Here is a 15,707-nt window from a genome sequence, read left to right as displayed (position 1 = left end):
TTGCCTTTTTTAGAACTTTTGCGGTTTAGAATTTCCAATTCCTTTGATTTTGGTGCTTGACATATTACCGCAGGACTTTTGAGGTTGAATGAAAAGTACAATTTCTATAGAAAAGCTTTTTTCTGTCAATTGTTTATCAGATGAGAATGATTATCATTATTTATAATAATTATTAATTTATAATTATTATAAAATAAAAATTATAGTAATTCAACTGCTTTCTATAAATTTTATAAAGAATTAGGGGAGATGGTTCTCAGTGGAAAGACTATTTTTAAAAATAAAAAACGGGCACAAATTATGTACCCGTAGCATTCATATTATGTTGAACATTTGATGAAGATGGTTTGACTTTGTGAAAATAAATAATGATAAATAACGTTAATAGTAATACTGAAATAATATGAAAGAAACTAATTTGTTTGAAATAATGGATGATCATTCCCCCAATAAACGGTCCACCGAGACTTCCAAATGAGAAGAAGATTCCACATAGTAAATTACCTGTTGGAAGTAAATGTTTTGGAATTAAGTCTGTCATATAAGAAACCCCTAGAGAAAAGGTTGATCCCACTAACATTCCTGAAACAAACACGCAAATAATCATACCTAATACAGATGACTCTAGGAAGCTAGCTGTTAAAAAAGACAAGCCTCCTAACAACAATATAACTAATAAAACTTTTCGTCTTCCAAATTTATCGCTCATGATACCTAGAGGTAGTTGAAAAACAATTGCACCAATGGCAAAGGAAGATAAAATGGTTGATACGGAAGTAACATCTATCCCAATTCTCAATCCGTAAATGGGGAAAATTCCGTTAATGGAAGACTCAAGAAATCCGTAACATAATGGAGGTAATAAGGCAACCCAGGCATATTTCCACGCTTGGGAGAACCGTTTCACTGTTGATGTCATGGATTGTACTTTTATTTCTTCATTCTCCGGATATTCATTTTTTAAGAAAAAGACAAAAATCCAGCCAAGTAAACATAACAATGATGAAATGATAAATGGAAGTTCTTCATTAATTTTAACAAGAGGAGTCATTAACGGACCTAAGGCAAAACCTAATCCAAAAAAGAGTCCATAGAGCGAAATATTTCGTCCTCGATGTCGATCCGAAGAAGTTGCAGTAATCCACGTTTGTGTAGAAAAATGCAATGCATGATCCCCTATTCCAATCAATAAACGTAATAAAAACCAAAACCAAAATGATTTCCACAAAGGAAATAATGCAAGGGAAAGAATAACGATAAATCCTCCCCAAATAATAATCGATTTATAACCATATTTTCGTAACGGCAATTCCATAAATGGGGAAGCAATTAATATACCAATATAAAGCGCTGTTGCATTCAATCCATTTAATGTGGATGAAACTCCACTATTTTCAAAAATAACGGAGATTAACGGTAAAAGCATCCCCTGTGAAAAACCAGAAATTGCAACGATACTTATTAATATTAAGAAAAGAAATCTGTTCATTTTTCTTCCTCAATTCCTATGTTTTCACGTTCATGTCTAACATTATAGTATGAATAAGAAAATTATTGAAACTTTTTGTATGTGATTTGCTCGTTATTAATATAATTGGATTGACGGCAAAAGATAGGAGGTGTTCCTGATGATGTTTCAGATGAAAGAAGGAGAATTTACAACGGATTTATCTTATGGAACCCTTCATATTTCAGCTGACGTCCATATCAGTTACTTGTTGCATCGCTAGCAGTCTGCAGTGGAGAAGTGTTAAAAAATTTTAACGAAGATGAGGATAGAAGTTACCAATATTGAAATTTTTGGTTCAACAAAACTAACGACCATGGATAAAAATATCCAATTTATTCTCATTGTCGGATGCATGAGGCTATTTTCTTTAGTATTATATAAACTTCTATTCAATAAAAAGAACAGCCTAATCTTTATTTCCTGTTATTGGTTGTTTTTGTAATCGGTACTTTTTTCAGCAGTTTTACAACTTTCATGGAAGGACTGATTGACTCCAATGAATTTCTCGTATTGCTAGATAAGATGTTTGCCTCCTACAACAATATAAATACCGATGTTTTATATATGGCAGTTGTTTTATTGATTATGTTTCCCTTTTATTTTATAAGATTAAAGATAACAGGCGCTATTTGATTTAGCACCTGTCTTTTTTCATATTGTCATTTATAGTAAAGTAAATAAATATGAGAGAAAGTTCACTTTTGCATGAGACAGTCAGAAGAGAGGGGTTAATTTGAAAAAAATATACAGCGATGTGATTCAATTTCGGGGAACCCACTATGATTTTGGAGTTTTTCAGGGGGAATTATTAAAGGATTCCTTTACGCTCAAAAACAGAGAGCAGCAATGGAAGGTGAGAAAACCAAGATTTCACATTCCTGAATCGGAGGCGAAGGAAGTTTTTCAACGATATGCCCCCCGAATTTGGGAAGAGCTGCTCGGTCTAAAGGATGCCCTGAAATGGACGATGGATCGGGTTCTTCTGGAATTTGGGGGATATCGGGTAAATCTTCCCCGTTTCGGCTGTTCCATTGTCACTGGAGACGATTTTCTGATCCGTAACTATGATTATCATCCGAAAACCTATGACGGGCGCTTTATCCTTTTTCAACCATCAGATGAAGGCTATGCCACAATTGGACCGTCGCAAAAAATTACCGGACGGATGGACGGAATGAATGAAAAGGGTTTTACCATGGGTTATAATTTTACGAATCGGAAAAAGCCGGGAGATGGCTTTATATGTAACATGGTCGGCAGAATTCTGTTAGAAACTTGTCAATCAGCAGAGGAAGCCATAGATCTTCTAAAGGAAATTCCCCATCGGGGTTCCTTTAGTTATATTGTCTTGGATACGAAGGGAACAACTTACATTATTGAAACATCACCAAGAAAGGTCACAGTGCGGGAGGGGAATGCCTGTACCAATCATTTTGAAGAAATGGTGGAGGAAAACCGTCACTATTTGAAAGATTCCGAAAGGCGTTTGGAAATCCTACAATCAAAACGGGCAGCTGGTCTACTGGATGGAAGGGATGCTTTCCATCTATTAAATAATGTGAATCAAGGGATCTTTTCCGGGTTGTATAAGGACTGGGCCGGTACAATCCATACTTCCGGTTATTTTCCTAAGGAATTGAAAATGTGGTTTGCCCTTGGAGGAGATCAGGAACCTGTAGAATTAGATTTTTCCCGATTGCTAAAGGGAGATGATATGGAAATTGATAAAATATGGGGGGAAGTGGACACCGACATACCTTTTGTTCATATGGAGGATCAGGTGAAATGGTATACCCAATAAATTCAAGGGATTGTAAGGTATTTCTTAGATAAGGCAATATATTAGACAAACATAAGGAGGGAGCCAGAATCAGCTCCCTCTTTCATTTCAATGACTACTTTTGGATTACCATGAAATACTTGGATAATAAACTCATGTTGTGGAACTTAATTCTTCGCAGGATTATAGAAACCTTTTATTTCCATAGGCAGCTTCTTCCAAACGAACATTAATCTCTTTCTTTTGTAATTTTCACTATGGCATAAAGGGGTGTGGCTTTTGTGCAGCCTAGGAGCGGTTTCAAATAAATTGTCCCATTGGAAAAAATCGACGGGATGATGATGACCGAAACAAATTAAATCGGCTTCCCATTTGGCGGTCATTTCGGAGGATGCCAGCAACTCCTTTCTAATGCCTTGATGGGAATCTTGACTGTGGCATAGACAAGGTTCCTTTTGATTCATTCATTTAAACTTTGTGATGAATTCGGCCCTCGTAGCCTCTGTCCCCAAACCTTCCGTTTTCGATAAAGTCTTCTCCAGTTCTTTATCTTCCACATATTTTCCGGGGTTTTCAGCAATGCAATTAATTGACCTTCCGTATATTTTTTGTGCGGCTGGGTCTTGCTTTCCATCGTTTCTAAATAACTTTTCTACTATATATTTGAATCGAGAGTATCCACGAAAGAACATAAAGAAGTGCACACGGTAATATTATGGCTACATAAAACAGGGAATTATCAAAAGATAGAACCCTTTGAACTACCTCTCTTACTCTATCATTCAAATTAGGTATTACGCTTAGGGTAACCATATAAATAACAAACACAACACCAGATCCTATCAATAAATATTTACTTTTAAATAGATAAGAAAATGGGAAGGCAAATGAAATAAATCCCATTACAATGCTCGTAATGAACAATAATACTTCCCATTGCATGATTTCTCTATGAATCATCCAATTTCCTATAAAAATAGTCAGCAGAATTAGAAAAATAAAAAATAGCGCACCAATATACTTTGAACTGACAATTTCCTTTCGTGTATATGGTAAAGAATTTAAAAGCAGGTTGGCTGATGCTGTTTCATCCGTTTCAAAAGCATTCATGATGATTACAATACAAAAAACGATAGCCACCCAAGTAGTAGAAACATTTACAAATAAATAGACTAACAAAAATAACAACATGAATGGCAATGTTTTCTTCTGTAATATCAGATCTTTACGAATAAGATCCAGCATCTCTCTCTTCTCCTTTCTTTGTATATAGCATAATATCCTCAAGTGTCGGTTTCTCTATAATAACTGTATCACCAAAAAGAGTTTCTATCCGTTGTTTATTCGCTGTCAATGCTCGGAATCCGTGATTAGTATTACGAATTCCGATAAATTCTTGTTCTGTATCACGATCTATTAGATTCATTCCTCCTTTTACTATTGCGAATTCCTCTTCGATTTTATAATACTCTTTTGTGAAGATATGTTGCCCATTATGAATAAAGGTTATATAATCTGCTATTCGATCTAAATCTGTCGTAATGTGCGTTGAAAAAAAGATCGTTCTTTCTTCATTCTGCATAAGGTTATGTAGGATATCTAATAATTCACTACGAAAGATCGGATCTAATCCAGATGTAGGTTCATCCATGATAATTAACTCAGCATGGTGGGATAATGCAATGGTTAATGAGGCTTTCATCTTCATCCCTTTTGAAAAGGTTTTTAAATTTTTCTTTAATGGCAGTTCGAACATATCTACATATTGATGAAATAAGGCATCATCCCATTTTGGATAGGCAGGTTTAATGATTTTCTTCATCTCAGCCAATGTAATATTTTCATAAAAAATGTTACTATCGAACACAAAGCCGATCCGTTGTTTTATTTCTTTTTCATTTTTTTTATAATCCAAACCAAAAATAGAAATTGTTCCACTATCCGGTTGTAACAAATTCATAATCAGCTTGATGGTTGTGGATTTTCCCGCCCCATTACCACCAATAAACCCTGTAACAAAGCCCTTCTTAACGAAGATAGATAAGTCTTTTAATTCAAATCCTTTAAAAGACTTATATACATGCTGTAATTCAATTACACTTTCCATCATGTATCCTCCTTATATAACATTGTAAGTAGTTCTTTTAATTCTTCTAATTCTATTCCTATTTCTTTACTATTTTGAATTGCAGACATTAGTTGTTCTTCAATGACTTTCATTTTCCTTTCCAGAATCATTTCATTATTTTGTTCAGATACAAACGATCCTTTTCCAACTATTGTGTAAATAAAGCCGTCATTTTCAAGTTCTTCATATGCTCGCTTGGTTGTAATGATACTTATATCTAAATCCTTCGCTAATTGACGCATGGAAGGCAGCAACTCTCCAGCCTTTAGTTCATTCGTTAGAATTTGTTTCCTAATCTGAGTATAAATTTGCCTATAAATGGGTTCTTTAGATTGGTTCGAGATTATAATTTGCATGTAAAAAAACCTCTCTCGAAAAAATGTGTATATTATATATATACATTTTACACATTATTGAATTACCTTACAATACATTTTTCATAATAATAAGCTATAACAGTGTTTAAAAAGACTTTACCAGCTTAATAGGTTCATAATATTGGAAGGACGTGTCTCCTATTAATTCCGTTACAGAAGGGCCATATAACTGCCATAGCTACTACCCATCAGAAGGATTTTATCCCGATCGGCATATCCGTTTTCAATGAGATAGAGAACCTGGTCCTTCTTGGAATAGGAGATGTGAATAAAATCCTCATTTTCAATGTTCAAATCTTTTTCAAAGATTTTGGAATCAAGATCAAATTTTGCAAGGTAAGTAAGATTGGTATCATGGTTGGTTAAAAAGTAAATGACATTTTCAGATACTTCGACTGGGGAAAAGGATGTGAATTGCTGATCCGTTTCCGGAGTTAATAAATTCTCCTCTGTACCTACGCGTACAAACATTAGGGAATGGGTGTTTCCGCATTGTTTTACATAAACATAGCTCTTTTCTTCAGGACTTACCTCCTCTACATAGGTTGTTATGTTTTTTCCTTGGTTTCGAGATTGTATACGTAGGTATTCAAATAGGTAGGATTGTCCTTTGTTCCGGAATAATAGAGTCGTTTGTCGTCTTTTGTCAGGTGGCAGAAGAAATGGCGATGACCTCGTTTACGCATAAAGGCACCAACTCACCACCGTGCGGGGAAAGGGCATTCAGTTGGGTATTTTCATCACCGTGCTTATCGAAACCGACAACTAAAAATTCACCGGTTTTTGAATAATAGAGGGATTGTGCGGATTGATTGTTAAAGGTTACGGATAGGAAAATTGATTCGGCAAATCCATTCCTAAAAGATTAAAATAGCCGTTTAAATTTGTACTGATAACCAATTGCTTTTCATCAGGGCTTACGGTAAAATATCTTCATCCGTTTGGAATGGAAGCCTTTCTAGAAAATACAATTTTGGATTATTTTCCTTTATGCTTATAAAAATCCTTCCATTTGCCGATATAGGTCTTTTACAAATTTGAAGAAATTATTTTCGGAAGAAGTGAGCTCCCGTTCTTTCTGCCGGATAATCCCTACTGTTCTGGTAACTTGAGGATAGGAGAACCTGATTTTTTGGATTGAGCGGGGGATGTGATCATACAGGCAATCCACCGGCAAAAGGGCTATCTGGATGGAAGAAGATACCAGTCCTTTGATGTCTTCAACATCCTTTCTTACCGCCGCAATTTTTGGCGTAAAACCAGCCTGCTGACAACTAGATAGAGTAATGTCGGATCCTTTGGAAAAACACAAAGGGCTCATCCTTCAACTCGTTTAATTGCACTTGTTTTCGATTCGAAAGGGGATGGTTGGCGGGGACCAGAAGGAAAAAAGGCTGAGTAAACAATATATAGGATTCAAGCAAGGCTTCCTTTGCCGGTACCAGACCGAGGAAGGCAAGATTCAATTCCCCGTTGATTACGCCATGAATGAGATTGCGGGATGAATCATGACGCAATTCCAGGGACATTTGCGGATAACGCATCTTGAACCGGCTAATAACGGGTAACAATCTTGATGAAAACAAGATTGAAATGGCTATTAACGAAAAAATTGTTCAATAGTTCAATCCGTTATCGGAAGTATTGAATTAAATGAAACTTTTGAGCTGAGATAATGTAAAAAACTCTGTGCCATATGCACAGAGTTCGTTCATTATTTTGAATATCACCCTCTTTAATCATAGTGTTTATCCAAAAGCTGTCTTACAGAGGAAGATAACGTTTTTCTCGGTGCTATACAAAAGACTCTCTTGTTTAAGCACCCCCTTATGAGCAGGATTCTAAGAGCAATCCCTCCTTTATTAGTGGTTACAGTACATTTATATTATCAAATGTTTTTTAATATTCTGATTATTTAAAGGTGGACATGATGGAATTTTTCAAGAAAGTCATATTTTATCTCATCGGAATTTTTATCGTTTCATTAGGCATTTCATTAACGATTACAGCTAATTTTGGTGTTGGTTCATGGGATGCTTTAAATGTTGCTTTATCAGAAACGGTTGGTTTAACCGTAGGAAGTTGGATTTTTATTATTGGATTTATATTAATTTTCGTTAATAGTGTGATTGAAAAGAAGAAGCCTGCTTATTTAGAAATTTTAGCAGTGGCTATCATTGGCTCATGTGTTGATTTTTGGCTTTTATTTGTATTGGATGGGATATCGCCGGAAAGCACTTATATGAAAATAGGATTATTATTGATTGGAATTTTAATCCTTAGCTTCGGAATCTCTATTTATTTACAACCAAAATTCCCGGTAAGCCCGATTGATCATTTAATGGTCGCTATTAGTGAGCGATTCGGTATAAGCTATACTATTGCGAAAACATCAACAGAATTATTCGCAATCATTATGGCGTTGTTCATGAAAGGGCCAATAGGGATAGGAACACTAATCATTGCCGCAACCATTGGACCGATGATTCAATTGTTCTTCCCATTTACAAAGAAATGGTATGAACGATTGATAAACGTACGGACATCAAGTTAAAAATTCATGATAAGGAATCATTAAATTTTAATGGATAATATTGTTTTACTCCGAAAAAACTATGGACAAAAGATAGATGATCCATAGAAAGGAGTAATCAGTCATGAAGAAGCTCTTCCTTTTTGTAACAGTCATGATTTTTTCAGTTTTTATTTTTTCTAATGATATCTTTGCCGAAAAGAATGAAGTTAAGCAACAATCAGCAAAATATAAAATTCCTTCATCCGTTATGAACATATCGAAAGAAAATACATTTCCAAATCCAACTCAAAATTTGCCTTATTTAAAGCCGAGTGAGTTAACGGAGGAATTATTGAATACATCAAATGAAAAAATTGAAAATCCTGACTTAATTGAATTATTAAATGAAACAAGTATTTCTAAACCACTAATCTCGCTTGGACATAAGGCAATGATTTATTTAGGAAGATGGCCGTTAAATTACGAATCACAAGAAACATCGCCAAACTGGGAATATCAAAAAATTAATACGAACTATTATGATAATCGTGGAGGTAATGCTCCATATAAAATTCATTATGTACAAGAATCACAAAAAATTGTTAAAGGTGGATTAACTTCAAAAGTTCCTCAAGCGGACCAAGTGAAAAAGATGATGTTATTAAGTGCGATGCAAAACACAAATCTACCTCTTGCTTTTGAAACGATTATTGGTGGAGGAACAAAGAAGGATCAATATTATAATATCCCTCCAAAGCGACTAGGGTATTTATATGCGTACGCACCTGCTATTAACGAAAAAGGTAAAGTCACATATGGAGAGGTATATTTAGCACTAAAAGGTAGAAAAAAAATGATTGTTATAAAAAATGTAACGTCTCAAGGCATTGGTGCTTGGATTCCGGTTCAAGACCATGTAACGTTTGGTTTTATAGCTACTGATCAACCTAAATAAAAATTAGATGGGAGAGGAATTATTTGGCACAAGATAACAAAATAGCTAAGTTACAGGATCGATTGACAAGCTTTTTAGAAACTTTAGATAGTTTGAACCCAGAAGAAACAAGTTTGGAAGATATCGATCGACTTATTGCAATGATTGATGAAATAGAGAAACAAATCCATAATAAATAAAAATCGGGCATAAATTGTCCGATTTTTTTTGCTTATTTATGTCAGATGTGTTTATTTTTTTCTATTTATATAAATGCTCGGCCAAAAAAACGAACCTATCTTTGAAAGCGGTTCCTCCTCTTTTCTTTAAATCTAAAAAAGAAAGGAGTATAATTATTTACAGTGTGAAATACTTATTAGGCATTGGGAAAGGAGAACGCCATGAATATCCAAACATTTGAAGAAAGTATGTATAAACTAATTGTCGAGACGTCCACAAATCTACCAAAAGATGTTCGCCGTGCTATTAAAGCTGCTAAAGAACGTGAAAATGCGGGAACACGTGCAGCAATGAGTCTGGCAACAATTACAAACAATATAAAAATGGCTGACGAAAATGTGTCACCAATCTGTCAAGATACAGGTTTACCAACGTTTAAAATAAAAACTCCAGTTGGTGTGAATCAACTTGAAATGAAAGAAGCGATTAAAAACGCAATTGTCCGTGCAACAAAAGATGGAAAACTGCGTCCTAACTCTGTTGATTCGCTAACGGGTGAAAACAGCGGAGATAATTTAGGGGTAGGAGTTCCTGTCATTAAATTTGAACAGTGGGAAAAAGACTATATTGATGTTCGCCTAATTTTAAAAGGCGGCGGATGTGAAAATAAAAATATCCAGTACAGCTTGCCTTGTGAATTAGAAGGGTTAGGAAGAGCTGGCCGTGATTTAGATGGAATTCGTAAATGTATTTTACATTCTGTCTATCAAGCTCAAGGACAAGGTTGTAGTGCAGGATTCATTGGTGTAGGAATCGGGGGAGACCGTTCTAGTGGGTATGATCTTGCAAAAGAACAGTTATTCCGTTCTGTCGACGATGTGAACCCTAATGAAGACTTAAGAAAGTTAGAAGAATACATCATGGAAAATGCCAATAAATTAGGTATCGGTACAATGGGATTCGGCGGAGAAACAACATTACTAGGTTGTAAAATTGGTGTTATGCACCGAATTCCGGCAAGTTTCTTCGTATCTGTTGCCTATAACTGTTGGGCTTTCCGTCGATTAGGCGTATATATTGACCCAGAAACTGGTGACATTCAAGAGTGGTTATATCAAGATGGGGAAGAGATTAATTTTGATGAAGAACAAAAAGCAAGCGAAGAAGTAGCTGCTACTCGTGAAGAAACAAATGTTGTTACATTGGAAGCACCAATTACAGAAGAACAAATTCGTTCTTTAAAGGTGGGCGACGTCGTTCGTATTAATGGAATGATTTACACTGGACGCGATGCTATCCACAAACATTTATCCGAAAACGATTGTCCGGTGGATTTAAATGGTCAAATTATTTATCATTGTGGTCCTGTTATGTTAAAAGATGAAAACGGAAAATGGCAAGTAAAAGCTGCAGGCCCTACTACCTCTATTCGAGAAGAACCTTACCAAGGCGATATTATGAAAAAATTTGGTATTCGTGCCGTAATCGGTAAAGGTGGAATGGGACTAAAAACATTAGCAGCGCTTAAAGAACATGGCGGTGTATATTTGAACGCTATCGGTGGAGCAGCGCAATATTATGCTGATTGTATTAAATCTGTAGAAGGCGTTAATTTTATGGAATTCGGTATTCCTGAAGCAATGTGGCATTTGAAAGTTGAAGGATTTACTGCGGTTGTCACTATGGATTCTCATGGAAATAGTTTGCATGAAGATGTAGATAAATCTTCCCTAGAAAAATTGGCACAATTTAAAGAAAGAGTGTTTTAATCACCTAAGAACCCGTCCATGTTGGCGGGTTTTCCTTTTATTACTTTTTAAAAGGGAAGGAGAATTTTTTTGAAAAACGGTATTATCACGTTAGGAGAGGCACTCATTGATTTTATTCCAATGGATGAAAACAATGAAATATATCAAAAAAGTCCTGGGGGAGCTCCTGCGAATGTGGCCGTTGGAGTTTCGCGTCTCGGTGCAAAGTCAACCTTTATAGGCAAAGTCGGAAATGATATGTTTGGGAATTTTTTAAAACAAACATTGCAAGAAAATGGTGTTCATCCATCCTTTCCGATGAATATCGTACAGCGATCGTCTTTGTAGAATTAGATAAAAACAAGGAACGTAGTTTTTCCTTTTATATAAAGCAGCCAGCTGATCAAATGCTATCAGAAAAGGATATCGATAAGAATTTATTTAAAGACCATAAAATTTTTCATTTTGGAACAATCTCATTAAAGAGCCATTTAGCAAAAGAGGCGACATTCAGAGCGATTCAATATGCAAAAAATGAAAACATGATAATATCCTTTGATCCAAATGTGAGAGTCAGTTTATGGGATGATCCTGAACAATTAAAAACATTAATTTTTCAAATGCTGGATAAAATTGATGTTTTAAAAATATCAGAAGAAGAGCTAATGTTCTTAACTGAATCGACTTCCCATGATTCGATAAAATCGTGGATGAATGAATACAATTTAAGTCTTGTATTTTTAACTAGAGGAGAAAACGGCAGTTATGTCTTTACAAAAAATGGAGCTGATAAGGTAGATGCCATTCAAGTTTCTGTAGAAGACACTACTGGAGCAGGTGACGGTTTCGTCGCAGGAATGTTATATCAATTAAATCATCTGAATAAATCGCTAAATGAATTAAGTTTAGATGATAGCATAAACATTGGCCGTTTTGCATCAGTAACAGGAGGGCTTGTGACAACTAAAAAAGGTGCGATGAGTGCATTACCTACACTAGATGAAGTTCAACGTTATATGAAGAAAATGTGATGAAAAATTTTCCAAGAATGATTATCTTGCCTTTACAGACGATAAGAATAAAAAGAAAGGCAGGATCCAATCATGGTACGGAAATTATTCCTCATTTTCTTTACCTTCTTTTTTATATTTGGTCAAGCAAATGCCTTTGCTCAAGTATCAAATAAGGCCATTCATTGGGGATTTAAACGAGCATCAAATGAACAACCTCCAGAAGCTGGAAAGGAATATGATGAACTATTAGCCAAGTACGGAGCTTTTTATAAAGCAGATACGAATGAGAAAGTAATATATTTAACATTTGATAACGGTTATGAAAATGGATATACCGAAAAAATATTAAATGTTTTAAAAAAAGAAAAAGTACCTGCAACATTTTTTGTTACGGGACACTATCTTCAAAGTGCACCTGATTTAGTGAAAAGAATGGTGAAGGAAGGGCATATCATAGGAAATCATTCTTGGCATCATCCTGATTTTACCGCTATTAGTGACGAACGTTTACGTGAAGAACTTAGAAAAGTGAAAGAAGAAACTTTCCGCTTAACAGGGCAAAAAGAAATGAAATATTTGCGCCCTCCTCGTGGAATTTTTAGTGAACGGACATTAAAAATTGCTAAAGAGGAAGGTTATACACATGTATTTTGGTCTTTAGCATTTGTCGATTGGAAAACAGATCAACAAAAGGGATGGCAATATGCTTATGACAATATTATGAAGCAAATCCATCCAGGTGCAGTGATTCTTTTACATACTGTATCAAAGGATAACGCAGATGCTTTAGAAAAGGTTATTCAAGACTTAAAAAAACGAGGATATTCATTCAAAAGCTTGGATGACTATACTTGGAAAAAAGAAATGAAATCAAAAATTTTTTATTAATGAGCGTTTCGTAATAGGAACGCTTCTTTTTATGGTTCTCTTTCCTTCTTAATCGTTCTACGTTAAAATCAATACAAGAATGAATTTAAGGATGTAGAAATATGTGGAAAGAGACTATAGCCATTCAAGGACCATACGATTTTGATCGAGTTTTAGATAGATATTCATTAGATCCAATGATTTCCGTTAATAAAAATGAACGATCTATTTTAGTACCGTTATGGATCGATAAAATGCCGTATATTATAAAAGTGATGGCGATAGGTACAATAGAAAAGCCGTCATTTATCGTTGAAGGAACGGATTGGTTGATAAAAGATAATGCTCTTAAAAAAGTTGAACATATTTTTCAATGGAATGAATCGCTAGAAAAAGTGTATGAACACTTTCAGCATACATCTTTAGCATCACTATTTGAACAACATCGCGGAACCCCACTTATATTAGATTTTGATTATTATAGCAGTTTAGCAAGATGTATTATTCACCAACAGCTTAATTTAAAGTTTGCTCAAACATTAACCTATCGATTTGCTCAACATTTTGGGAGAGTTATGGATGGTGTAACTTTTTTCCCTTTACCAGAAGAAGTAGCTGAAATAAAGACTGAACAGCTTCGTGAACTTCAATTTAGTCAAAGAAAAGCAGAATATGTCATTGGCTTATCGAAACTAATCGCGGATGGAACATTAGATTTAGAAGCTTTATCGGATCAATCAGATGAAGTAATTATCAATGATTTAGTGAAAATAAGAGGAATCGGAAAATGGACAGCAGAAAATTTTCTATTATTTGCATTAGGTCGAAAAAATTTATTCCCCATGGCTGATATCGGTATTCAACGTGCAATACAGAAATTTTTCCACATGGATCGGAAACCGACCTATGAAGAGATGGAAGATATGGCAAAAGAATGGCAACCATATTTAAGCTATGCTTCCCTTTATTTATGGCGCAGTATAGAGGTGACAACATGAAAAAAACTACGATGAATCAAGGAAATATAAAAATATTGAAAGGACAAACCTTTCCGCTAACGATAAAAAGGCTAGGAATTAACGGAGAGGGAGTCGGCTACTTTAAAAAACAAGTGGTCTTTGTACCGGGCGCCCTTCCAGGAGAAGAAATTATGGCTGAAGCAACGAACATCAACCGGAATTTTGCCGAGGCAAAAATAAAGACGATCATTAAAAAATCAAAACATCGGGTGAAACCGCCTTGTCCAATCTATAAAGAATGTGGAGGATGTCAACTTCAACATTTAAAATATGAACAACAGTTGAAAGAAAAACGAGATATCGTCATTCAAGCACTGGAAAGACATACAAAAGTTCCAATTGAAAAATTTCATGTAAAAGAAACGATTGGGATGAAAGAACCATGGGGTTACCGAAATAAAAGTCAGTTCCAAGTAGGGATTCATAAGGGAAAAGTTATTGCGGGATTATACAGCATGAATTCCCACCAACTTATCGATATTCCGAATTGCATGGTTCAACACCCAGCAACCAATAAAGCCGTTAACGTGGTGAAACAAATTTTAGCAGACTTAAATGTCCCTATATATAATGAACGGAAAAAAAGCGGTATTGTACGGACAATTGTCGCCCGTGTCGGCATTCAAACTGGACAAATTCAAATTGTTCTTATTACCTTTAAAAAAGATTTGCCAAAAAAAGATTTAATTGTTCAAGAAATTCATAAACGACTTCCAGAAGTAAAATCCATTGTCCAAAATATTAATGGCCAAAAAACATCGCTTATTTTTGGCGAGAAGACATTCAAATTATCCGGAGAAGAAGTGATTCAAGAATCTCTCGGAGATCTTCAATTCGAATTATCGGCTCGTGCTTTCTTTCAATTGAATCCCGTTCAAACGGTCAAACTGTATGATGAAGTTAAAAAAGCTGCTGGATTAACAGGAAAAGAAAGAGTAGTCGATGCGTATTGTGGTGTTGGTACCATTGGTCTTTGGTTAGCGAAAGATGCTGGGGAAGTACGGGGAATGGATGTCGTTAAAGAATCCATTGAAGATGCAAGAAAAAATACAAAACGTCATGGAATCACAAATGCAACATATGAAGTAGGAAAAGCCGAAGAAATTATGCCAAAGTGGGTGAAAGCAGGCTGGAAACCGGATGTTGTAGTGGTTGACCCACCAAGAAGCGGCTGCGACGAACAATTGTTGCAAACCATCCTACGAACATCACCAAAAAAAGTGGTGTATGTGTCCTGCAATCCTTCTACCTTTGCCAAAGACCTCAACGTTCTAATGAAAAAATATCGCGTCGAATACATCCAACCCATCGACATGTTCCCGCATACTGCTCATGTAGAAAGTGTAGCTCGATTAGTGTTAAAGATAAGAGCATAAATAAACTCTTGCTAAAAATAAAAAACTCTTCTTGCCAAAACCGAAGTAAAGTTTTGATAATATAACAGGAAAAAGGAAAATCCTTCTTCATCCAGTTGACTGAACTGGTTAGGATGAAAAATAAACAATTTTTCAAGAGAAACGGGATGGGCTCCTGTTTCTCTTTTTTTGTTAGGGAATAATGGGGAAGAAGCATTCATTAGAAATACTAAGATAGACTGGTTCACGTTGAATGTTCAACTCTGAGCAGTTTCATTAAA

The 15,707-nt window shown here is 35.3% G+C and carries 16 protein-coding genes; 10 read left to right on the top strand and 6 right to left on the bottom strand.

The features are described 5' to 3' along the window. Positions 1 to 298: 298 nt before the first annotated feature. Entirely contained in the window at positions 299 to 1,489 is a 1,191-nt protein-coding gene (locus tag AC3ASS_RS06640) for an MFS transporter (RefSeq protein ID WP_488282733.1), read from the bottom strand. A gap of 754 nt (positions 1,490 to 2,243) precedes the next feature. Here AC3ASS_RS06640 and AC3ASS_RS06635 point away from each other — a divergent pair. Next, positions 2,244 to 3,311 (top strand): C45 family autoproteolytic acyltransferase/hydrolase, encoded by a 1,068-nt coding sequence (locus tag AC3ASS_RS06635; protein ID WP_488282732.1) that lies wholly within the window; start codon positions 2,244 to 2,246, stop codon positions 3,309 to 3,311. 618 nt (positions 3,312 to 3,929) lie between these two features. On the opposite strand, the gene AC3ASS_RS06630 is transcribed toward AC3ASS_RS06635, so the two are convergent. From AC3ASS_RS06630 to AC3ASS_RS06610, 5 genes are all read right to left on the bottom strand, one after another. Then, positions 3,930 to 4,535, bottom strand: coding sequence for an ABC-2 transporter permease (locus AC3ASS_RS06630; protein ID WP_488282731.1), 606 nt, complete (start codon positions 4,533 to 4,535; stop codon positions 3,930 to 3,932). Continuing rightward, on the bottom strand, positions 4,516 to 5,397 hold the full coding sequence (locus AC3ASS_RS06625) for an ABC transporter ATP-binding protein (RefSeq protein ID WP_488282730.1): 882 nt from the start codon (positions 5,395 to 5,397) through the stop codon (positions 4,516 to 4,518). Before AC3ASS_RS06625 ends, AC3ASS_RS06630 begins: the two co-directional genes overlap by 20 nt. Then, positions 5,397 to 5,774: a GntR family transcriptional regulator gene (locus AC3ASS_RS06620; protein WP_488282729.1), complete on the bottom strand. Its 378-nt coding sequence runs from the start codon at positions 5,772 to 5,774 to the stop codon at positions 5,397 to 5,399. Before AC3ASS_RS06620 ends, AC3ASS_RS06625 begins: the two co-directional genes overlap by 1 nt. 1,015 nt (positions 5,775 to 6,789) lie before the next feature. Continuing rightward, a complete protein-coding gene (locus AC3ASS_RS06615; protein WP_488282728.1) occupies positions 6,790 to 7,107 on the bottom strand; it encodes a LysR substrate-binding domain-containing protein in 318 nt (105 codons plus the stop codon). After that, positions 7,070 to 7,339 (bottom strand): LysR substrate-binding domain-containing protein, encoded by a 270-nt coding sequence (locus tag AC3ASS_RS06610; RefSeq protein WP_488282727.1) that lies wholly within the window; start codon positions 7,337 to 7,339, stop codon positions 7,070 to 7,072. Before AC3ASS_RS06610 ends, AC3ASS_RS06615 begins: the two co-directional genes overlap by 38 nt. 386 nt (positions 7,340 to 7,725) lie before the next feature. On the opposite strand from AC3ASS_RS06610, the gene AC3ASS_RS06605 reads away from it, so the two are divergent. From AC3ASS_RS06605 to rlmD, 9 genes are all read left to right on the top strand, one after another. Beyond that, positions 7,726 to 8,349, top strand: coding sequence for a YczE/YyaS/YitT family protein (locus AC3ASS_RS06605; protein ID WP_488282726.1), 624 nt, complete (start codon positions 7,726 to 7,728; stop codon positions 8,347 to 8,349). Between the two features lie 103 nt (positions 8,350 to 8,452). Continuing rightward, complete coding sequence (locus tag AC3ASS_RS06600; protein ID WP_488282725.1) at positions 8,453 to 9,265, top strand: YfkD family protein; 813 nt, start codon at positions 8,453 to 8,455, stop codon at positions 9,263 to 9,265. Positions 9,266 to 9,288: 23 nt separating this feature from the next. Beyond that, positions 9,289 to 9,444, top strand: coding sequence for an SE1561 family protein (locus AC3ASS_RS06595; protein ID WP_488282724.1), 156 nt, complete (start codon positions 9,289 to 9,291; stop codon positions 9,442 to 9,444). Positions 9,445 to 9,645: 201 nt separating this feature from the next. Further along, positions 9,646 to 11,193 (top strand): fumarate hydratase, encoded by a 1,548-nt coding sequence (locus AC3ASS_RS06590; protein ID WP_488282723.1) that lies wholly within the window; start codon positions 9,646 to 9,648, stop codon positions 11,191 to 11,193. A gap of 69 nt (positions 11,194 to 11,262) precedes the next feature. Next, on the top strand, positions 11,263 to 11,520 hold the full coding sequence (locus AC3ASS_RS06585; protein ID WP_488282722.1) for a PfkB family carbohydrate kinase: 258 nt from the start codon (positions 11,263 to 11,265) through the stop codon (positions 11,518 to 11,520). Continuing rightward, entirely contained in the window at positions 11,457 to 12,203 is a 747-nt protein-coding gene (locus AC3ASS_RS06580) for a carbohydrate kinase family protein (RefSeq protein WP_488282735.1), read from the top strand. The genes AC3ASS_RS06585 and AC3ASS_RS06580 overlap by 64 nt, the downstream gene beginning before the upstream one ends. 72 nt (positions 12,204 to 12,275) lie before the next feature. Continuing rightward, complete coding sequence (gene pdaA, locus AC3ASS_RS06575) at positions 12,276 to 13,073, top strand: delta-lactam-biosynthetic de-N-acetylase (protein WP_488282721.1); 798 nt, start codon at positions 12,276 to 12,278, stop codon at positions 13,071 to 13,073. Between the two features lie 101 nt (positions 13,074 to 13,174). Further along, on the top strand, positions 13,175 to 14,050 hold the full coding sequence (locus AC3ASS_RS06570) for a DNA-3-methyladenine glycosylase family protein (protein WP_488282720.1): 876 nt from the start codon (positions 13,175 to 13,177) through the stop codon (positions 14,048 to 14,050). Beyond that, positions 14,047 to 15,447 carry a 23S rRNA (uracil(1939)-C(5))-methyltransferase RlmD gene (gene rlmD, locus AC3ASS_RS06565; RefSeq protein WP_488282719.1) on the top strand — a complete coding sequence of 467 codons (1,401 nt, stop codon included), beginning with the start codon at positions 14,047 to 14,049 and terminating at the stop codon, positions 15,445 to 15,447. The genes AC3ASS_RS06570 and rlmD overlap by 4 nt, the downstream gene beginning before the upstream one ends. Positions 15,448 to 15,707: the final 260 nt, after the last annotated feature.

It is taken from the genome of Bacillus sp. JST-5 (assembly GCF_057747715.1).
Note: the sequence above shows the minus strand (reverse complement) of the source record. Positions and strands in the feature narration are given on the sequence as shown.